The 22,214-nt window shown below is 42.1% G+C and carries 9 protein-coding genes; 4 read left to right on the top strand and 5 right to left on the bottom strand.

Annotated elements, in window-relative coordinates; genetic code table 11:
- Nucleotides 1-287: 287 nt before the first annotated feature.
- The 5 genes from BLS32_RS17210 to BLS32_RS17190 all read right to left on the bottom strand — a co-directional run bounded on the left by BLS32_RS17210 (nt 288) and on the right by BLS32_RS17190 (nt 2,742).
- Nucleotides 288-629: a HepT-like ribonuclease domain-containing protein gene (locus tag BLS32_RS17210; RefSeq protein WP_091398980.1), complete on the bottom strand. Its 342-nt coding sequence runs from the start codon at nt 627-629 to the stop codon at nt 288-290.
- Nucleotides 622-921, bottom strand: coding sequence for a nucleotidyltransferase family protein (locus BLS32_RS17205; protein ID WP_091398977.1), 300 nt, complete (start codon nt 919-921; stop codon nt 622-624). Before BLS32_RS17205 ends, BLS32_RS17210 begins: the two co-directional genes overlap by 8 nt.
- A gap of 159 nt (nt 922-1,080) precedes the next feature.
- Nucleotides 1,081-1,470, bottom strand: a complete 390-nt coding sequence (locus tag BLS32_RS17200) for a helix-turn-helix domain-containing protein (RefSeq protein ID WP_091398972.1) — start codon at nt 1,468-1,470, stop codon at nt 1,081-1,083.
- A 265-nt stretch (nt 1,471-1,735) separates the two neighbouring features.
- The gene (locus BLS32_RS17195; protein ID WP_091398969.1) at nt 1,736-2,113 is read right to left on the bottom strand and encodes a hypothetical protein; all 378 of its coding nucleotides are present in this window, start codon (nt 2,111-2,113) and stop codon (nt 1,736-1,738) included.
- 77 nt (nt 2,114-2,190) lie between these two features.
- Complete coding sequence (locus tag BLS32_RS17190; RefSeq protein ID WP_091398968.1) at nt 2,191-2,742, bottom strand: putative antibiotic biosynthesis monooxygenase; 552 nt, start codon at nt 2,740-2,742, stop codon at nt 2,191-2,193.
- 342 nt (nt 2,743-3,084) lie between these two features.
- On the opposite strand from BLS32_RS17190, the gene BLS32_RS17185 reads away from it, so the two are divergent.
- The 4 genes from BLS32_RS17185 (at nt 3,085) to BLS32_RS17170 (ending at nt 22,097) form a co-directional block, all read left to right on the top strand.
- Entirely contained in the window at nt 3,085-4,842 is a 1,758-nt protein-coding gene (locus BLS32_RS17185) for a hypothetical protein (protein ID WP_091398966.1), read from the top strand.
- A gap of 12 nt (nt 4,843-4,854) precedes the next feature.
- Complete coding sequence (locus BLS32_RS17180; RefSeq protein ID WP_091398964.1) at nt 4,855-6,090, top strand: hypothetical protein; 1,236 nt, start codon at nt 4,855-4,857, stop codon at nt 6,088-6,090.
- A gap of 555 nt (nt 6,091-6,645) precedes the next feature.
- Nucleotides 6,646-12,021: a GEVED domain-containing protein gene (locus BLS32_RS17175; protein ID WP_091398962.1), complete on the top strand. Its 5,376-nt coding sequence runs from the start codon at nt 6,646-6,648 to the stop codon at nt 12,019-12,021.
- A 218-nt stretch (nt 12,022-12,239) separates the two neighbouring features.
- On the top strand, nt 12,240-22,097 hold the full coding sequence (locus tag BLS32_RS17170) for a GEVED domain-containing protein (RefSeq protein WP_091398960.1): 9,858 nt from the start codon (nt 12,240-12,242) through the stop codon (nt 22,095-22,097).
- Nucleotides 22,098-22,214 lie beyond the last annotated feature (117 nt).

Here is a 22,214-nt window from a genome sequence, read left to right as displayed (position 1 = left end):
CAGGGAAATTTTTCATTGTATCAGGCAAAAAACTTTCGTTCGTTAAATTAAACTTCATAATTAGAAAGTAAATTATCATGAATGATAAATCTTTAATTAAAATATGTATCGGGAAAAACTTCATGATTACGATTTTTTTCTGCAATGTCCTATAACGTTTCGCGGCTTAAGCGAGGTTGCGATTCAAGCGGACTGAGTTTTCTCTGCCAAGATAAAACTTTCTTCGTGAAGACAAAGTTTCCGGTTACAGAAAACCAGCAATCTCGCTTAGCCGCTGTTACCAGCAGTTATTGTATCAAGCTATCAATTTCAAGTTTTAATTTAGGAAGATGATTTGTCAAAATTGCCCAAATATTTTCATCAGAAACATTGTCATAAGAATGAATCACGTGATTTCTTAATCCAATAATAGCTTTAGCATTTGTTATTTTTTCTTCAAAACTAGAGTCGCGAGTAATTATTCTATTCATCGCTTCTCCAATTATTTCAAGATTTCTTTCAACTGCTCGTTTCATCATCAAGTTTTGACGATATCTAAAAAAATCGTTTTCATGATTTTGATAATAACTATCGATTTCTTCAATTGACAATTTGATGTCAAACAGCCATTTTAAAATCCTTTCATCCATAAATCAACTCTTTAGATCTATTAATTGATTTAATGAGAATTGGATTTCTTAAAGTTTGCTCTTCAAGTAAATCTACTTCACGACCAAATAATGATTGTAAGTTTTGTTTAAAATCAATATAATTTTCAAAATATTGAGACAATTCTATAGGTTTGAATTTTACTAAAAAATCAATATCACTCTTTTCAGTAAAATTTGAAGTTAATGCTGAGCCAAAAAGGTACATTTTGTCGACGTTGTAAATATTACAAAGTCTTTTTAGCGATTCGATATTATTATCAATTAACATCATGTGTCAAATTTAAGAAAAAAAAGTCTTGTTTGGGTTGTGCGTCAAATATAATTGCTGGTAACTTAAATGTAAACGAATAAATGTACTAATAAATTTTTAACATAAAAAAGACCGCGTGGCGGTCTTTAAACATAGTTGGATAGTACAGTAATTGTTCGGTTATATTTTTCGGTTTTTTTCTGACTCTAGCAGTCGCTCATACAGTTTTTTGTTTTCTTCGTAAGTTTCAATTAACTTGTCGAGAGGATTGAAATTTAAAGAACAATTATAGTTAATCGCAGATGAATTATCCTTAAAATCGGAAAAAGTGTTATTGATTATATTGATAACAGCTTCCTCGCTAAAATTCTTAATTGCGTCAGGAGTAACTCCAAGCGCTTTCGCAACCTCTTTCAGTTTATCTTCATCAATATTCTCACTATTTTCCATCATAGAAATCGCCTGTTGGTTTGTCCCCAGTGCTGCCGCCAAAGCTTCCTGTTTCATGTCTTTCAATTCGCGGATGCGACTTATTTTTCGGCCTATATGGTTTTTGGATGGTGTGTTCATAATTCAAAAGTATTAATTGTGATGGAAACGCGTTGCATGTAAAAAACAGAAATTGAAATGTAGGATACAGCTGGAAATGATTGGCTACACCAACAAAATTTGTTTTATACTTTTCAAAAATACAAATTTAGATTTCATTTTTAACAAGGAACCTGAAATTATCTTCTACGGGCAAATATGCAGCAAAAGGCCGCGCCGGACAATTGGCAATTACCAAAAAGCCGCAAACAGAAGTTTACGGCCCTAGTCAATTTGATAGTGCTTCTTAATTGAAATGTTTCATTATGAAAGCCAAAAGATTTTCATCGCTCATTTTATTGGAAGTGCTCTCTGTAGCCATAGCATTTTTGTATTGTGGCGTCTCTGACAGGAATTTTATAAACTGTTCCTGAATCTGGCCGGTTCCCGTAATATGTATCGCGTCAACGTTTGGCATTTTAGCAGCAATTTCTTTAAAGAATTTTTGCGTTAAGGCGATTTCCTGGTGGTTTGACGCATTCTCGTTTGAATTGTTGTCCGGCCCTACATTTTTTACATGGCCTATGACGATGAATTCACCACTTTCAACATTTTCTTTTCCTACAATCGTAGCGTTTTGTGAATCCATCCAAACGCCGAACAACTTTTTGTTTTTTTCTGACATCTTTTACTTTTTCTTAAAGGTAACCCTTCCGGATGGCAAATACGAGTTTTTGTGTTAAGATTGTGATTGTGCCGCTTTCATTTGTAAAGCCATTTCCTGATCAGCTTGGTGTAATGGGGCATGAGCAGGTAAACCATGATAAATACCACGATCCCGGAAATGAAAAAGGAGTAAATGAATTTATTTTCGGGGACATGTAAACTTTTAAGAATGGGGATTACCATCAACGGAATCCCGATAGACAACGGATAAATCCCGGACCAGGTGGCCAGGTATTGTTTCCACCTGACCGGAACTTTTCGATTTTCGTCTTCCAATGGGAAAAGGAAATCCAGTCCGGATTTAATGAAATATCGGTCGTCTTCCGCAAGGAGCCTGTTCGCTTTTTGAATCAGTCTTTTCCGATCCTCGGATTCCATCCAGTTTTTCAGATGTGCAATCGTATCAAACCGGATAATTACCGTGTAATTAAAGGTCAGGTTTGGAATGGGCCGGATGACCTGCCAGTCGATATTGCCAGTTGATTTTTTACAGATGGCGCCAATTTCCTCCAGCCACACTTCGTACTGTTCCTGTTTACCGGCTATAATATGGTGGTTGATGACCACTGATGCGCCCTGGTTTTCCATACCATTTGTTGTTTATCGTTCCACTTACGCTGCGTTTGCACCCAACCGGGCTTCAGGCGTTGAAATGCATTGGCAGCTAAGATAAGAAAAAGACCGCAGTGCTGCGGTCTTTAAAAATGGGGAAATGGTATTGGATGGTTGGTTGGTGGTTCGGGCTTTACATCGGCATTTTGTCAAAATGGTCTTGTGGGGCAGTAGGTTATAAACTCAGGGTGCGTAAAAAACATTATTGAAAATGTAGCATACAGGGAAAAATGATTCGGTACATGAACAGGTCTTATTTACTTGCAGGTGAACAAAAATACAAATTTTCAAATATGTTTTACTTTAAAATTCACAACCATGGACCATTATGTTTTAAAACCGCGAAACCATCCGCAGTCCCACTTGCTGATGCTGATTACCAATGAGCTTTTAGATTTTATCAATGCAGATTCCGTTTATTATTCTCTGGACAATACAGGGGGCGGGCCTAAAATTATCTTTTCGATTTTTATGCACCGCGACAGCATGCAGATCGAAGGCGACTTGTTTGCGGTGGCAGACCGCGTCTTCAAACCCTACCCTGAAATCGCCTACCAGATCCTGTCGTGCGATTACGCAGAAGATGCATTGCGAAAAGGAAACCTGTTCCTTTTAAGGCATTGCACGCTTGGCGAGCTTGCCTACGCCAATCCTTCTGCTGACCATGCTTTTTATCCCGAAGAAGCTACGGTAAGCAAACTGGTACGGCGCGCTGCCAAGCACTTTAAAAAACACATGAATAAAGTGGATGTCTGTTTACTCGATGTTCCCCGCAGTATTGAATATCAAAATGATCTTGAAGCCGCTTTTACCATCCATAAAGCGATGCAATTGCTGTATAAAACGGCAACCCATTTCATTATGGGCAAGCCGTATGCGGCTAAAAGCATTGCCGCACAGCAGCTGCATTTAAGTAAGTTCGCCCCGTCTTTGAGCAATCTTTTCCAGATCGGGCAGGAGGAAGAAAGCGATTTGCTTGAAAAGTTGGACGAATGCTATTGGAGCTATAAAAGGAAGCAGGTGCACAACGTAAAGCTGCCGGATCTCGGCAAGGTTCAGGAAAAAGTGGCACGGCTGAAAGATGAGGTTCAAAAAATGTTTGATCAGATGGTAGCCGAATGTACTGAAAAGATATCCTACAGGGAAGACATCGTAGAAGCAGGCGATACAGCGCCATTGCTGGCTACGCCAACAGGGAATTTTGAAGCGTCAGCTAACGATCTGGAGGCTGTCTGTCAGATCATCAGGGATTTCATTCCGACAGATGCCGTTTATTGTTTTGGAAAGAAAGAGGTTGAGCACACCGAAAAGCTTGCGATTGGCCATTCAAAAGGCAACTTTCAGCAAACCCGGTTGTATCTTTTAGTGCTTACGACGTCAACGAGGGCCAACGCATCGGCCGACCTGGGCAGCATCATCAGCAGCAAAACGGATCAGCGCTTTGTCGCGGTATTGCTTGTGCACAAAACAGATTCCCTGAAAAAGGCTGCCGGAGACCAGCTTTGTTTTTTCAGCAGCGTGATTGCGAATGGGGAATTGCTTTACGGGAAAGAAGGTTTCCGGTGTCCGTTGCATTCAAAGGATGCCGGAGTGCGCAACCTTTCCTTTGCCGAAATATTCATGGGCGAACGCAAAACGATTGGCAACTGTTTTTTAGATGCCCATTTTGAAAGGTTATCGCGGAATGTTTCGACCATTGACCAGGTGATGCTGAACCTCGCCGTAGAGCATACCTGCCTCGGTTTGATCCGCGTGTTTCTTGGGTATACGCCCAATTACTTTTCGCTGGGTTTCTTTATTGACCTGTGCGGATTTTTTACATCACTGCCCAACCAATTTTTCCCAAGGGCAAGCGAAGAGGACAAACGCCTTTTTAAGATGATCAGTACGCATCCCAGTTCGATGCGCTTTCATTATGAGTGGGAGGTTAATTATACCGACATGGATTTTCTTTCGGGCAGGTGTGGTGAGTTAATGAAACTCGCAAGTGAACTAACTGATAAGGAACTGGCGCGGCTGAAAAGTGAAGGCATGCAAACTGTGAATGATAACAAATTACAAAACAATCCATCTTAAATTTTACTACCCATGGAAAATACAATTAGAATACCTGAAAACCATCCGGAGCATGCCCTTTTATTAAAAACGGTAACGACGTTGCTGGAATTCCTTCCCTTGCATTCAGTTTACGTTTCGACGAACAGCGAGTTAACAGATATGACGATTGTTACGCTGTTCCTTTCGGAATACTGTGAAGAGGAGTTAAGCACCGTTTATCCTTTGGTGGCGAGGCTGTTCGAATCCCTGCCAAACTTTTCATTTACGCTTTTTGAGTATTGGTGGGCAGAATGTCTTTGGAAAGAAGGCAGTCCGTTCTTTATGCGCCACGCCACAGTCGATGAATTGGTGTACCGTTCGGATCCTAAAAACAGGATTTTTAGTACAAAAGATCCCGACATCAAAAAACGGCTGCGAAAAGCGACCGCATTTTACGACAACCAACACGTGGAGGCCGCGGGGTTTTTCCGGCATGTCACCTTTTACAGCCGTTACGGAAAGCTTGCCGAAGCGGCCTTCCACTTGCACCAGACGTTGCAGGCCACCTATTTTATTGTGTCATGGCTGACTATGGGTGATACGTTTACAAATGAAAGCCTTGCGGAACAACAAAAGCATGTTGCGGATTTTGCACCGTTCTTTGGAAAACTTTTTGATCCTGAAAAGGCGGAAGAATGGGAGGCGTTGGTACAGCTGGACAATTCATCTAAAGTTGTCCGTTACGACCACACGCATGAGTTCACGACGGAAGCAATCGCCCTTGCGACTGAAAAAACGGAACTGATGAAAAAGGAGGCTTATCAATTGTTTAAGGAAATGATTGCGAAGTGTAAGGCAAAAGGCAATGACGAAGCTAAAGTGGTATTGTATGCCCCGGACAACAATGCGGAAACGACAACAGCCGAACCCGATCATATTGACCTGAATTCCGACATTAAAAAATTCGCTGATGAGTTAACGAAGATCGCCTATTTCAGGACACTGATGCCCCACAATTGTAAGCCGGGAATTTTTCAGGCGAGGCTGGAATTTTACAGCTATTCCAATTTGGGTTTTGTAATCAGTGACCTGATGAAAATTGCACTGCATACGATGTATAATGACGGCTCACAGAACTCAGGTGAAGTGGTAGACCCGAGCAGCCATGTTGCAAGCTTGTTGGAAATTCTTGACCAGTTGTTGCCTTTGAGTGAATTTGAAATGCTCGATGGCTGCCATGAATTGTATTTGAAGCTTGAGGCAAAAAACAAAGCGCAAAATACATAGCATATGGAAAGAAGCTGTAACCGATTTGAAGCCTTTTTCTTTTAAACGTTTTTAACCGCAGTTCAACGAAAAAATTTCACACAAGCTTAACATTCTATTATATTTGAAATTAACAAATAGTTTTCAACAACAGTTTATTAAATGTTAAGTGTCGACAAACAGCAACGGTGCAGTTTGACGGAAGTTTTGTTAACTGTAATCCCGATTATGGCGGTTTGTGTTAATAAGATTATGATTTTGCACTTTTTTAACTTTAAAAAATTATTAATTTTGGTTGCTGTGACTGTTATTAAAGCTTGAAGTGTAACACTTTGATTGTCAGTTTCAGATTGTTAATAGTATTGATAAATAGGGAGTTGGTCGATGTTTTTTGTGTTTAATCGATAAACTACATATTTTAACGGTATAAATTATTTCATATTAAGTTTTAGTGTAAATTTAGCACCCCGATGTGATTAAGTTAACATCGCTAAATCGTTAAAAAAATGAAAGTCGGAACTGTTCAAACCGATTTTTTAAATGCCATTTACCCACCATTTCTAAAAAAATTACCTTATGATTAAACAATTACTTTCACTTTTTTGTGGCCCTGCAGAAAAAAGTAATGCGTTCGTATTTTTTAAAAAATCCTTCCTTATTATAGTACTGCTTGCAGCCTGGAATTCTCAAGGGCAGGTGAGTTCTTATACGCCTACTGGAGTTTCTACAACTGGGACTACCACAACCTCATACGCTACGATTCAAGGAGGACCTGGAACAACGGGTGTGTTTGGAACTACAGCTTGGAATGATGATGTTGTAGCAAACGTTCCTTTAGGATTTACATTTGTTTTCAATGGACGGTCTTACACGGCATGTAATATTTCCAGTAATGGTTTTATCACTTTTGGATCAGCTCCGTCAACTACCAATTATACCCCATTATCTAGTACTGAAACTTACGATGGCGCTGTTGCGGTATTTGCGCAAGATCTAAGGACTGCAAACCTTGATATTTTTAAGCAAACTGCGGGTGTTGCCGGAGCAAGGACTTTTATTGTGCAGTATAATGCAAATAGGCTTAGCGCATCAAATACTGTGATTACAGCAACGATAGCGATGCAGATTGTTTTAAATGAAACCTCAAACTCGATAGAGTTAAGATATGGGGCTGGTTCTGGATCATCCATTACGGGCGCAACTGGACAAGTGGGTGTCAGAGGTGAGAATAATACCGATTTTAATAATAAAAACTTTACTGGGACGGCTTGGCCTACTGCTTCGCCAATTTTTACAAGAGGAACTGCAAACAATCAAACTGTTGCTGTAAGGGTTAGTACGACAGGTATGCCTGCGAAAGTTACTTTGACATATACGCCACCAAGCTGTTTTGCTCCTGTTGGAGTAAATGTAGCAGTTGCATCGGTGACGCAAAATAGTGCTGTAGTAAGCTGGACGGCACCCACACCGGCGCCCGTGAGCGGTTATCAATATTTGGTTTCGACTACCGGGCCTTCTAATATAAATATAGTTTATCCGTTAAGCGGAACGGCCGCTACAGGTTCAGTGGGTGCGGGTGTAACAACAACTCCGTTGACGCTTGCTTCTCCAGATACACAATATTATGTATATGTGCGTTCAAATTGCGGTGCTACAAGCGGATGGTCGGTTGCGGCCACATTCAGAACGCTTTGTACGCCTCAGATTGTGAACCCCGCTTATTCTTTGGATTTTTCATCACTTCCAACTTGTACAAGAATTGAAACCACAAATCCAATCGACCAAAGTTTTGGTTTTTGGGCTTTAAAACCACCATCCACACCAAATGATTGGGGATTTAGCAGTTCGCATTTAAGGATTACCGCAAAGCCGGCTTCTGCAACTACTGGAGCAAACAGATCAGGATTTTACACCCAGGGATTAACCCTTGACGGTTCAAAATCATACCGTGTTTCATACAAATATGGAGCTTCGGCGGAACAGCCAACGACAAACCAGCGTTTAAAGTTAACGATAGGAACGGCACCGGTAGCTTCGGCAGTAACGGATACACTTGCGCGACACGTAGATTTCAGGGGCGGGCCGTTGACCAATGTGGTCAATTTTTATCCGCCAAGCGGAAGCGGAACCTATTATTTTGGTTTTATCGATTATTCAAAACAATTGAATGCGACTACTTTACTGGATGATATCGTGATTGAAGAATCTACTTGTAAAGATCCAACAGGATTGATTTCAGGATTGGTTACGCCAAATTCTGCATCTATCGGATGGACTGCTCCTACAACGCCACCCGGAAGCGGATATTTTTATTACATATCTCCAGGGCCATCATTTGTGGCTCCTGTATTTACTACGGCCGCAACAGGTAGCGCCAGTGGATTGATTGGAAACCTTTCCGGTTTAACTCCTGGTACTACGTACCGTTTTTGGGTACGTTCTAATTGTGGGAATGGAGATATGAGCGGATGGAGTTTGACTTACGGAACTTTTACGACGCCAACTGCACCTACTTTGCCTCCGGCATCTTGTACGCCGGTTTTAGGTACTGCATCAACTTACATTAAAAGTTTCAGTACCACCGGGGCGCTTGCAAATATTTCAAATACGAGCGGAGCAAATCCAGGCGGGTATGGAAATTATACCGCATTGTCTGTTACACAGACAGAAGGGCAATCGATTAATTTTACTGTAACTTCATCATCTACGACTTCCGGTGATAATGTTGGGATCAGTATTTGGGTGGATTGGAACCATGATGGTACTTTTGCTACTGGAGAACGGGTTTTTAATACTACAGGTTATGTGGTTTCTGCTTCGGGGACTTTTGCAGTTCCGTTAGGAGCGACATCAGGAGCCGGACGCATGCGTGTTCTTATTGACTATAATTCAACAAATCCAAACAATCCTTGCGCTTACAATTCTGGAAAAGGGGAAACTGAGGACTATACGTTCTATGTTTTGCCACTTCCTCCGCCTGTTGTTTTAAGTGCTGCTTCTGTAACGATATGTCGCAATGAAACCAGTACGGTTCCAGTTACGATCACCACAGGTACTGCCACTTATGATACTTTTTTCTGGACACCGAATGTAGGGGTCATTGGTAATGCTATAACGGGCTATACTTTTAATCCAACATCTAATGTTACTTATACTTTTAACGCATTTAATTCGACTACTTTCCAGACGGCGACTACTAAATTTAATGTAATCGTAAACCAGCCTCCAACTTCGATCGTCATTACGCCGGCTTCGGCTACGACATGTCAGCAAGGGCCAGCGCAACTGCTTTCAACTACTGGTGGTTTGATATCAGGGGTTAAAATATATGGAGAAGATTTTAATTCAGATGCTCCGGGGTGGTTGGTTGCGAATTCAACTGGCGGACCTGATGGTGCGCTCAGTGCTTGGGGATTGGCGCCAGACGGCTACTATTTTTATGGTACTTATCATAGTAATGACTATACACAGTTTGCTTTTGCAGAAAGTGATTCTGCCGGATTTTATAACACAAATACCTCGCTTACGTCCCCTGAAATTAATTTGACAGGATACAGTACGATTTCGTTGAGCTTTTGGCAATATTACAGATATTATAGCGTAGATACGTTCCCGGAATCAGGTACCGTGCAAATTGCGACAAATGATGATGCTTATACAACCTGGGCGCCTTTGGCAACTTACACAGCAACCAGTCAGGGCGGTACAGCAACTAACTTTATCAACTCGATAATAGACCTGAGTTTGTATCAGAACAAAACAATCAAATTGCGTTTTGTATATGCAGCTTATTTTGATTATGGTTGGGGTATAGATAATATTGTTATTTCAGGAAGCGGGTCTTCTGCTGTAAGTTGGACGCCTAATGGTGTTGGTTCCGGATTGTTTACAGATGCTGGAGCTACAAACGTCTATAATGGTGGTCCTGCTGCGTCGGTTTATGCACTTCCACAGACTAACGCTACCTACAGGGCAGCTGCAGCAAGCGGCTTGGGTTGTCAAACTTATACCGACGTTGCAATTACAGTGACTCCGTTTGATATGGGTACGATTGCACCGGCAGTGCAAACTGCATGTAGTGGTGTGGCCTCAGACATAACGATCACGGGTGCTACAACCGGAACGACTATCGTGAGATGGGAATGGGCAAATAATGCTGCCTTTACAAGTCCGACTACAATAGCGAATACTACAATGACTTTAACATCGGCGCAAATCAAGGCTGCCTGTGGGATCATGACAGGGGATCGTTATTTTAGGGCGATACAGTCTGGATGTATTCAAAAGGCCAGCCAAATTGTAAAAGTAACGGTACCAACAACTACCTTCACTGGAACATGGTCAAGCCCACCTGACGCTACAAAAATGGCTATTTTTGTTACAGGAACTACGTTGAACGCAGATTTTAATGCTTGTGCAGTAGTCATCCAAGGTGGTGCAATTATCGTTAATTCTGGTGTGACGCTAAATGTTGAGCATGGGGTTCATATCACCGGCGGCTCATTGAGTTTTAACAACAATGCAAGTTTATTGCAGGCAGATGCTACAGTTGTAAATACAAATCCGATTGCTTATAAAAGAAATTCACAAACCATGCATCCGTTTGACTATACCTATTGGTCTTCGCCAGTAGGAGGGCAAACATTATTTAATTTGTCACCGAACACCAGATTTGACAAGTATATGGCTTGGGATCCGGTAGCTTACGCATGGTCGGTTATTGCTGCGCCTTCATCTACAATCATGACGCCAGGAAAGGGATATATTGCTCGGGCAGGAACTGATATCCCAGTTGGTGGTGGGGTATATACAGCTCCTTTTTTGGGAATACCTAATAATGGGACGATTACGACTTTGCCTAATAGTGTATATGTCAATCCTGCTGATCCTGCTAAAAATGTCAACCTGTTAGGGAATCCTTATCCAAGTGCACTTGATGCAGAGAAACTGATGAAAGACCCAAGCAATGCGGCTTCGCTTGGAGGTGGTACCACGCTGTATTTCTGGACACACAATACGAATATCAGCAACCAGGCTTACAATTCATCTGATTATGCGACTTATAATTATACAGGAGGTACGGGAATAACTACAGTAACAGGTGTTCCGGGTGCAAATGCAAGCATTCCTACTAAATACATAGCCGCAGGACAAGGTTTTATGGCTTCGATTGTAGGAACAGGATATACCGATGTAGTCTTTAAAAATACGATGCGTGCAGGAGGTTTAAACAATCAGAATTTCTATAAAAATGAAAATACTGAAAGTGAAGTTGAGAAAAACCGTTTGTGGCTTGAGTTTAAAAATGACCAATCATTTAAACAAATTTTGCTTGGTTACATAGAAGGAGCTACTAACAATTATGAAAGAGGATATGATGGTGAGTCTTTAGAATCTGGAAATACCGTTGGATTCTATACGATCAACGGCGCTAAAAAGTTTACCACTCAGGGAAGGGCATTGCCATTTGTCAATAGTGATGTAGTGCCTTTAGGGTACCGCACGACAACTGCAGGAACTTATGAGATTAGTTTAGCATTAAAAGACGGTTTGTTTGAGTCTGGAGAGCAAAAAGTATATCTTGAAGACAGGCTGCTGTTGACAACACATGATTTTACTTCAGGTTCCTATTCATTTGCTACAGAAGCAGGAACATTTGACAATCGTTTTTTATTGAAATATACCAATACTGCATTGGCTACAACTGATGCTGTTTTCGATGAGAATGCTATTGTGGTTTATAAAGACCAAAACGGCATCAATTTGAAAACTAAAGGTATCACCATGTCTGTTGTTAAAATTTATGATATAAAAGGAAGTGAGCTTCTTTTTAGAAACAATATCAATAGTACTACGGCAGTAATATCAAATCTGGCAGCTGCTCAACAAGTATTGCTTGTTAAAGTAACGTCCGTTGACGGAATTACTGTAGTTAAAAAAATCATCTTTTAATAACAAGACAACCAGGAAATTAACCCCTTTCATTTAGAAAAGGGGTTTTTTTGGCTCTGAATCAAATGTTAAAAGAATTGTAATCAATTTTCCTTATATCGTTGCGTCTTGCTTTTTATCGGCAAATAATGTTTTTTAACGATTTTGTGATTTTTGTCTTAACGAATTATTAACTTTTTTATACATTACCGTATTATTTTAACCCAATTTTTTTAATTATGATTATAAACTACAATTCTTTGAGTCGTGGCAGGGATGCTTGGCTCAAAAATGATGTGGGAGAAGTCATCGGCTCACCGCCAACTTCGCCCACAAAAGTCTCACGAACGTCGTGGCTTTGGAATTTGTTGTTGGTTTTTGCATTCACACTATCAGGAGGTAGCATTTATGCACAAACCAATATTGCAAATTATGTGTTTACATCGGCTACCGGCGCAACTTACTCCCCGATAACCGGAGGGACAGTTTTTGCAACTGCCGGTTATGACGATGCAGTTTCTGGCGCAATTACTTTAGGAACTGCGTTTCCTTTTGGAGGTGGCAGCATTACAACATGTTATATTAACACCAATGGTTATATAACGTTTGGAGCTGTTTCTTCAAGTAGTAACTATGCTCCGCTGTCTACTTTGATTGGCACAGGTGCAGTTTCTGCTTTTGGGCAGGATGCCGGAGCATCGACAGCTACGGGAGCAGTACCGGAAATCCGTTATCAGGATTTAGGGACTGAATTTGTAGTTCAATATAAAGATCATGCTAACTTTTATAACAGAACTGTTGAGAAGTTAAATTTCCAGATCAGACTTGAGTATGCAACCGGAATCATTAGAATTGTTTACGGAACTTGCACAAATCCAACAGGAACTTCGACTTCCGGAATAAATCCTCAAGTAGGTATTCGTGGGAATTCGATTGCTTATGCTTCAAATGTCAACAACCTTTACATTTTGGATGCGCCAACAGGAACTACATGTGATTGGTCAAATGCGGTAACGGGAACTTCAAACAGTTCAACCATGTTATTTGCAGTTTCCAACGCAAATGTTAAGATCCCTACTGGTTTAAGCTATACATGGACACCGCCTGCAGCTGCTGTAGCGCCTGTTCGTACTTTTTCTGCAACAACTGCAGTTACATCTTCAGGTGCAACTGTGGCATGGACTGCTCCTACCGGAGCTACACAATATAATGTACAATACAGGGTTCGTGGTACTTGTGCCTGGACAGACTGGAGTGCTAACCCTGTTGCAACAAATAGTGTTGTATTAACAGGTTTAACGGCAAACACGATTTATCAGGTAAGGGTGCAATCATCAAACGGCAGTGCCAATTCTATTTATTCTCACATCCCGAATCTTGCGGGTGGAGGAGATGGTTATAATGCAGCTGCCGGATCATTTACAACTTTACAGAATGCTTGTGCAGGAACCCCTTCAGGTGGTACTGCTAGCCCTGCAACATCTAATGTATGTAGTGGTTTAGTTCCATCGGTCTTAACTGCAACAGGTGTGAGTACCGGAACTACCGGCTTAACATACCAGTGGGAAGAATCTGATGACAACGGAGTAGCTGATGCTTGGGCGAATGCTGCGGGCGGAAGCGGTGCTACAACCGTTTCTTACACTCCACCAGCATTAACCGTAAACAGGTATTACCGTTTGAAAGTAACCTGCGCCAATGGCGGGGCATTTGCATATTCTACAGTTTCGGCAATTACTGTCGTAAACTGTGCTTACGATGTTACAAGAAGTACAGGAATCACTTATAATTCTATTATTTCTACAGGTAATGCATTTACATGGAATACTGCGGCTTCTACGCCGGCAACAACTTCGACATTGCTTACTGATGACAATACCACTACTTTGGTTACAATGCCATTTCCTTTTGTTTACAGAGGAAACACCGTAGCGGGATTTAGAGCAAATATTAACGGTTTCGTGACTTTAAGCAGCGCGGCGTTAACTACGCAATCAGGTGCGAGCCAAGATATTGGTTCTACTTCGACTTGGAGAAGCGTTGTTGCTCCTTTTTGGGATGATTTGGTTATCCAGGGGAACCCGAATCTGATTTCTGCATTACAAGGTGCAACAGCACCGATTAGATATCAGGTAGACGGTATATCTCCAAACCGCGTCTTGACTGTTGAATGGTCAAACATGGAAGTGTATAACAATGCCGGGCCAAGCCTTAATTTCCAAGCCAAATTTTACGAAACTTCAAATAACATTGAATTCGTTTATGGCAGCATGGAAGGGTACAATGGAACATTAAACACAACTTACAGCTATGCGAGCGGATTAAATGGGGAAAGTATTGGTACGGCAAGTGTCAATAACCTTACTGCCCAGCAAATTACCAATACAAGAAGTTTTGCTGCAACTGCGCAGAATGCATTGGTAACACCTCCGGAATGCAATACTAAAATTACTTTCACACCGGGTACTTATACTACCTATGTGCCTGTAGTTTTAACACCGTCAAATGACGAACCGGGAACGGCTATCGCCTTGACAGTAAATAGTGCACCTTGCGGAACTTTGTGCGGAACGTATTACAACACTACTGGAGCAACTGCTTCTGCAGGTATTGCGGTATGTTCGGCTGCAACTCCGGGAACTCCTGACGATGACGTCTGGTTTAAGTTTGTGGCTACAACGGCAGCTACAAAAATCCAGGCTTTCGGCGGCGGCGGTTATAATATGGTGTTGCAATTGTTCAGCGATCAGGGCACTACGCCTTTGGCCTGCTCAAATGCAACTGCAGTTGGTTTAACTGAAACAATCGATGCGACTACCCTTACTGTTGGTGCTACTTATTACATAAGAGTTTACCATCAGGCATCGGGTAATGGAACAACTCCAACGTTGTCCATTTGTGTGAGTGAAGTAAGTCTTCCTCCAGTAAATGATAACCCTTGTGGAGCTATCGCTTTGACACCTTCAACTGCTTGCAATGCGTATTCTGATACGACAGCAGCCGGAACAACAAATGTGGTTAATGCGACTACTACCACTACAAATGGTGTTGTTGCACCAACATGTACCGGTGCAGGAGCAAGTGTAAACGATGTTTGGTTTAAATTTACTGCTACGTCAACTACACATGGATTAACGCTTACTTCAGTCCCAGGATTTGACGTAGCGATCCAGGCATTCTCAGTAACCTCAGGAACTTGCGCAGGAAATAATTTGGTATTGGCCCCTGTTGGCTGTATCAACGGCGGTTCAACAGGCGCTAATGAAGGAGTGATCTTTACTACAGTTTTAGGAGCTGAATATTATTTAAGAGCTTACCGCCACCCTTCGGGAATTGGAGGGACGCCAGTAAATAACAGCCAGTTTTCGATTTGTGTATTCAACCCAATCCCGTCTTGTACAACAAACTCATCTCCTGCAAATCTGGCAACTGGGGTAAGTGTTACGCCAACGTTGACATGGGGACAAGTTGATTATGCTGAAACCTATGATGTGTATTTAGGAACAACTTCAGGCCCAACTACATTGTTGGCAACAACGACAGGACCGACTGCAGTTTCTTATACCTTAACAACTGCTCAGACATTATTAGGTCTTACGCAGTATTATTGGTATGTAGTTCCTAAAAATTTAAATGGAACTCCGGTTTGTGGCGCTGCCAATCAGACCAGTTTTACAACATTAAACAGTTGTTTGACTCCAACTTTACCAACAACTACGGCTTTGGGAACTACTACAGCTACTATTTCATGGACAGCACCATCAACAGCGCCAGCCAATGGATACGAGTATGAAGTAAGGCTTTCAGGAGCTGCAGGTAGTGGCAATGCCGGCCTTCAGGCATCGGGTGCAACTGCTGCAGGTGTTACAACTCAAAACATTGTAGGATTGACTGCTCAAACCACTTACACATTATTTGTAAGAGGTGTATGTGGCGCGTCAATCTATAGCGACTGGACTACAGCTTATACGTTTACAACGTCATGCTTGCCACTGACAACACTGCCACATACTGAAAGCTTTGATGCTGAAGCATTGCCGGCATGTTGGTCAACGAGCCTCGTAAGTGGCTCAGGTGCATGGGCTCCTGCTCTTAGCAATGATGGCGTAGTTGGTCCGCATACAGGGACAAGATTCGCAGGAAAAGCCTGGGTAAGTGGAGGTGGTAGTTCTTTATTGATTAGCCCTCCATATAATTTAACGGCTACTCCTTCGGTAGATGCAAGGGTTAGCGTATGGATTTACAGAAGTGCTAACGGATTGGCTACAGATAAAGTAACATTCTTTGTTAACAATACAGCTTCAGTAACCGGTGCAACGCAACTTATAGATGTGGCATTGCCGTTTGGTTCAGCTCCGGTAGTAGCGGCTGCAGGTTGGTACAATTACACAGCAAGCATTCCGTCAAGTTTCATTGGAAATACTTTTTATGTAATCGCACAAGGAACAACAACATCTTCAATCAATTCCTATGGATTAGGATTTGACGACTATACATTGGAAGTAGCTCCGCCAACGATCGATAGTTTTACGCCTTCGGCATTATGCTCACAAGGATCAACATCGGTTACTGTTAGCGGGCATGCATTCAGAAACATTACTGCTGTGAAATTTAACGGTGTTGACGCTGCGTCTTACACAGTAGTTAACGCAACAACTATCACTGCAGTGGCTCCTTTAGGAGTTACAGCTGGAAATATTACCGTTACGAGCGCTATCGGAACCGGAACAAGCACTGCTTATACCGTAACCCCAAGCCCAACGGTTCTTCCGATCTCAGGCCCAGATTCAGTTTGTCTTGGATCAGGTACGGTTACCCTTACTACAGATACACCTTCAGGTTTAGGTACATGGAGCTCATCAAATGTTGATGTGGCAACAGTATCTTCTTCAGGAGTTGTAACTCCTGTTACAGAAGGAAATGCCGTAATTTCATTTACAGTTACTTCTTCGGGATGTACAAGTGCACAAACGCATGCGATCGCTGTAAACAAACCTATAGAAGTGCTGTCAAGCACAGCTACACAAACGGTACAAACAGGTGATGATACGTTTTTCGCTGTAACAGCTACAGGTACCGGTACACCGGCACTAAGTTACCAATGGCAAATTAGTATCGATGAAGGGATCAGTTTCGAGGATGTGCAAAATGACGCTACATTTAGCGGAGCAACTACAAGTACGCTTACAATAACGGATGTTCCTGATACCTTGAACAATACAGCGTATCAATTGATAATTACTGGTGCCTGTGGTACTGTGATTACAGATCCTTCAGTATTGATCGTTGGTGAAACAGCAATCAGAACGCAGCCAGAATCAGAAACAATCTGTTCTTCAGGAGGCGGTTCAGCAAGCTTTACAGTAGTGGCTTCTCCGGATGTTCCTGCTGATGGCTACAGATGGCAACAAGATCCGGGTGGAAACCAGTGGGAAGATATTACTGATACTGGAATCTATTCAGGAAGTACTACTGCTACTTTGGTTTTAACAGGAGTTACATCTGCATATAACAATTACAGGTATAAAGTGTTCGTTACAGGAAACGGTGTTGCAGAGTCAAATTCTGCCTTATTAACTGTAGCTGCACCACCAGTTGTAAATACCAATCCTACGGCTCAATCTGTTTGCTACTCTGGAGGATCAGCGATCTTTACAGTAGCTGCTGGTGGAGGAATTGGTTCTTACCAATGGCAATATGCCACTACAAACAGTGCTAATGATGCTGACTGGTCTTCAGTAACAGCAACGGTACCTGCGGGAGCTACTTACAGTGGTGCTGCAACAGCAAGCCTTACTGTAAATACGACAGCTTCAACACCTGCAAATGGAACTTATTTTTACAGAGCCGTAGTAAACGGTATTACAGTAAATGATGAGACGCCATGTGCAGCTGCAAAATCTGCAGGAGCACAATTGATCATCAACAACGTTACGATCAATACACAACCAGCTCCAACTACAATTTTCTCTGGTAACTCAGGATCATTTACAGTTGCCGCTACAACAACAACTGCTGCAACTTACCAATGGCAATTTTCAACAGCCTTGGCAGGACCTTACGCAAATGTTGCTGATGGAACTCCAGCGAATATTACCTATTCAGGAGCCAATACTTCTGCATTGTCAGTTGCAACTGCACAGCAAACAGCAGCGGGAAGCACAGCACGTTACTACAGGGTTTTGGTATCGTCTGGTGTAGGATGTAGCGTGGCTTCAACTGGAGCTTTGCTTACAACTACTACTTACTGTGCGCCGTCATTTGCTAACGGGCCTGGTACAACAGACGGTATTGCGAATGTATCGGTTGGAACTTTAAACAATCCGTCAACTCATAACAGTACATCTCCTTACTATACTTTCTTTACAGGGGTAAATGTTCCGGATTTGTATACAACTACAACTGTGAATGTATCGGTAACCTATGGTTCTGATTCAACTCAGTATGGAGGTGTGTGGATTGACTTTAACCACAATGGTGTTTTTGACGCAAGCGAAGGTGTTGTTTCAACAACAAGCGCAGGCGCAAGCGGTACCGCTGTATTTACATTTAATGTTCCTGCAGGCGCTGTTCTTGGTAACACAAGAATGAGGGTTCGCGGAGGAAATGATTCTGCCCTTACTACAGCTCAGGCTTGTGGTGTTGGCGGTGGAGGATATGGTGAAGCTGAGGATTATATTGTAAACATTCTTGCAATACCAGCTTGTACCGGAACTCCGGTTGCCGGAACGGTAACTTCATCTGCTGCGGCAGTTTGTGGTTCAGGAGCTGTTACACTTACAGCTGCTGGATACAGTGCAAATGCTGTAGGTCTAAGCTACCAATGGTATAATACAACAACAGGATTGATTTCAGGAGCGGTTAACCCGACGTATACAACGCCGGTAATTTCTACTCCAACATCATACTTCTATAGGGTGACTTGCTCAGGAGGTTCTTCTGCAGACACGCCTACAATCACGATTGGAGTAAACAACCCAACAGTATTGACATCAAATGGAGCAACGCGTTGCGGTGCTGGCACTGTCAATCTTACTGGTACAGCAAGCGCTGGTGCCACTTTAAATTGGTTTGCTTCAGCAAGTTCAGGTACTGTATTAGGTTCAGGAAATACTTTTGCTACACCTTCAATCAGTACGAATACGACTTATTATGTTGCTGCAGCAATGGGCGGAAGCTCAGAAAATGTAGGAAAACCTTCAAGTCTAGGTACTGATGGAAATACCTTATTTACTGGGTATGGAATTGTATTCAATGCAACCTCTAGTCTTACATTAGCTTCAGCCGTGATTTATCCGGTAGGTACTGGAACAATTACGATCGCTTTGCAAAACTCTGCAGGAACTGAAATTGCAGTTTCAAGTGCAATTGCAGTAACGGGAACTGGTATTGCAACTCCTGTAACACTTCCACTTGGCTTCTCTGTTCCTGTAGGTACAGGATATAGATTGCTTGTGAAAGCGACTACTGGAATTACAGGCTTAATCAGGGATTTTTCAGCTGCATTCCCTTACACTTCAACAAATGCTTCTGTTACAGGAGGATGGGCAGGAAGTGCAAGTACAGCGAATTATTTCATTTATAATTTAGGTATAACTACAGGCTGTTTCTCTGCAAGAACTGCAGTAACTGCTACTGTAAATGCAGCACCAGCACTTGCTATTAGTGCAGCTACTGCTACGCTTTGTAATGGTAACAGCACAGTGGTTAATGTAACTAGCCCAACTGCTAATTTCGATACGTACACATGGGCTCCGGCTGGAGGTGTAAGCGGAACTGCAGCAACAGGGTTTACATTCAATCCATCTGCTACCACTGCTTATACTTTGACAGCTACAAATGCTGCAGGTTGTGTAAATACAGCTACTTTCAATGTGACTGTAAATGCTTCCCCTGTAACACCGGTAATTACACCGGCAACTGCTACATTGTGTGCAGGATCTATACAAGCATTGACTATTGGGAATTCTTCAACAGCAAATGTTTTAGCTGTTCTTGGTACAGGAACTACTGCTCCAAGCACAACAAGCTTTCCAAATCCATTAAGCGCATATTACGGAGGTGTAAAACACCAAATGTTGTATACCGCTGCTGAATTAACAGCACAAGGATTGCAGGCAGGAAGCAGCATTAATTCGATCTCATTACCAATGAGTGCAGCTGTTGCCAACGCTTGTACTAATTTTACCATTAGAATGGGTACGACTTCAAATACTGCATTGACAGGATTTGTTACAGGAACATCAACAGTTTATGGTCCTGCAACTTACACTCCTCCTACAGCTCCGGGTGTGGCCAAGTTCACATTGACTACGCCGTACGTTTGGAACGGTACTTCAAACTTGATCGTCGAAATGGTGCACAATGCAGGTAACGGTGGTAATGGAAACGGAACTAGAGTTCTTACAACCACTACTGCAACCAATACAGTGTATTATGGGGCTAGTGATGATGTCTCTGGAGGCATTGCAGGATTTGACGCTTTAACTGTATATGATTCAGAGGCGGCAAGTTCTTCTAGGCCGAACACAACGTTTGAAGCTGTTAATGTCTTGGTTCCAACATGGAGCCCTACTACAGGTTTGTATACTGATGCGGCTGCTTCGGTTCCTTATACAGGAGGCCAAAGGGCTGTCGTATATGCGAAACCTACTGCGACAACATCATATGTGGCAACTGTTAGCCTTGGTGCTTGTCCAAAAGCGAGTACAGCAAGTGTGATTACAGTAAACCAATTTTACAATTTCTATGTAGATAATGATGGTGACCACTATGGAACAGGTAATGCTGTGTCATTGTGTGCAGTTAATGCAACAACACCACCAGCAGGATATGCTTCTGTAGCCGGTGATTGTAACGATGCTGTTGCAGCAATCAATCCTGGTCATGCGGAAGTTCCTTTTGACGGAATTGACAACAACTGTGACGGAAACTTAGACGAAGGATTCCAGTTGAAAACCAAATTGTTGCCATCATTCTGTGGTGCAACGTTAACTTCAATCGGATCATTGATCGGTATCATCACATTGCCTACAAGCAATCAGATTACCGGTTACATTGTTAAAGTTACAAATGGTGCCAACGTTCAAATCCTGAACAGGCCATTGCCAAACTTTAGCCTGACTATGTTAACTAACTATGACTATGCAACGACTTACACTGTAGAAATACAGTTGGTAAGAAACGGAGTGGCCTTAGGTTACTATGGAGATGCATGTTTTGTTTCTTCACCAGCAGTTCTTGACGAAGGCGGAGCTACTTCTGTATCTCCATCACAGTGTGGACAAAGACTAACAACGATCACTACTCTAGTCTCTACAACGAGCCTTCCGGGTGCAACGGGTTACCGTTTCCGCATCACCGATATTACTCCGGGTGGAACAGGCCTTGTTCAAACGATCGACAGACCATTGCAATGGTTTAGCCTTCCAATGTTGGCACAGTACAACTACAACGCTACTTATTCAGTAGAAGTTGCAGTGAAAACAACTGGTGCTTACTCAGGATACGGATCGCCATGTGAGGTTTCAACACCATTGGTCACAATGACATCTTGTGGTGTAACAGCTGCTCTTGGAAGTACGCCAATTTCAGCGCTTAGCGCTTCTGGTGCTACACAATACAGATTTATTGTAACCAAAATGCCTGAGAATTCAGCTACGACTATCGACAGGACTACCAACTATTTCACCTTCAATATGATTCCTGGTTATGTACCAGGCGGAAGATACTCTGTAAGAGTAGCCACATTAACCAAAGACTTGTTCTCTGTTTATAGTGATGCTTGTACCGTATTTGCTCCTGGAGGTGCGGCTACTAAAGCTGAAGTTGAAGGTGTTGGAGAATCATTATCTTTCAATGCTTTGGCACATCCAAACCCATTTGCATCTGACTTTGCTATCAGCGTAACTACGCCAAGCAGTGAGCAGGTTCATTTGAAAGTTTATGATATGCTAGGTAAACTGATCGAATCCCGTGAAGTTGAAGTATCAGATCTTGAAGGACAAAAAGTAGGTGCCAGATATGCTGCCGGAGTTTACAATGTGATTGTAACTCAAGGTACAAATGTCAAAACACTACGCGTTATCAAGAGATAATCTTTAATGACAACCGGGTTTCCGGTAAAATAAGAAAGCCTTCCTCAAGAAATTGGGGAAGGTTTTTTTATTTGATCCAATTGGTGCAAATGACGGCATAAAGGAAAATCGCAATTG

Origin of the sequence: Flavobacterium noncentrifugens, assembly GCF_900100375.1 — a bacterium.
Classification (GTDB): domain Bacteria; phylum Bacteroidota; class Bacteroidia; order Flavobacteriales; family Flavobacteriaceae; genus Flavobacterium; species Flavobacterium noncentrifugens.
The sequence above is the reverse complement of the archived record's forward strand: the minus strand, read 5'-3'. Positions and strand labels throughout refer to the sequence as shown.

What these genes read in the sequence shown, in the direction of transcription:
- BLS32_RS17210 (WP_091398980.1), bottom strand. Translation starts at nt 629, where the DNA reads ATGGATGAAAGGATTTTAAAATGGCTGTTTGACATCAAATTGTCAATT.
- BLS32_RS17205 (WP_091398977.1), bottom strand. Translation starts at nt 921, where the DNA reads ATGATGTTAATTGATAATAATATCGAATCGCTAAAAAGACTTTGTAAT.
- BLS32_RS17200 (WP_091398972.1), bottom strand. Translation starts at nt 1,470, where the DNA reads ATGAACACACCATCCAAAAACCATATAGGCCGAAAAATAAGTCGCATC.
- BLS32_RS17195 (WP_091398969.1), bottom strand. Translation starts at nt 2,113, where the DNA reads ATGTCAGAAAAAAACAAAAAGTTGTTCGGCGTTTGGATGGATTCACAA.
- BLS32_RS17190 (WP_091398968.1), bottom strand. Translation starts at nt 2,742, where the DNA reads ATGGAAAACCAGGGCGCATCAGTGGTCATCAACCACCATATTATAGCC.
- BLS32_RS17185 (WP_091398966.1), top strand. Translation starts at nt 3,085, where the DNA reads ATGGACCATTATGTTTTAAAACCGCGAAACCATCCGCAGTCCCACTTG.
- BLS32_RS17180 (WP_091398964.1), top strand. Translation starts at nt 4,855, where the DNA reads ATGGAAAATACAATTAGAATACCTGAAAACCATCCGGAGCATGCCCTT.
- BLS32_RS17175 (WP_091398962.1), top strand. Translation starts at nt 6,646, where the DNA reads ATGATTAAACAATTACTTTCACTTTTTTGTGGCCCTGCAGAAAAAAGT.
- BLS32_RS17170 (WP_091398960.1), top strand. Translation starts at nt 12,240, where the DNA reads ATGATTATAAACTACAATTCTTTGAGTCGTGGCAGGGATGCTTGGCTC.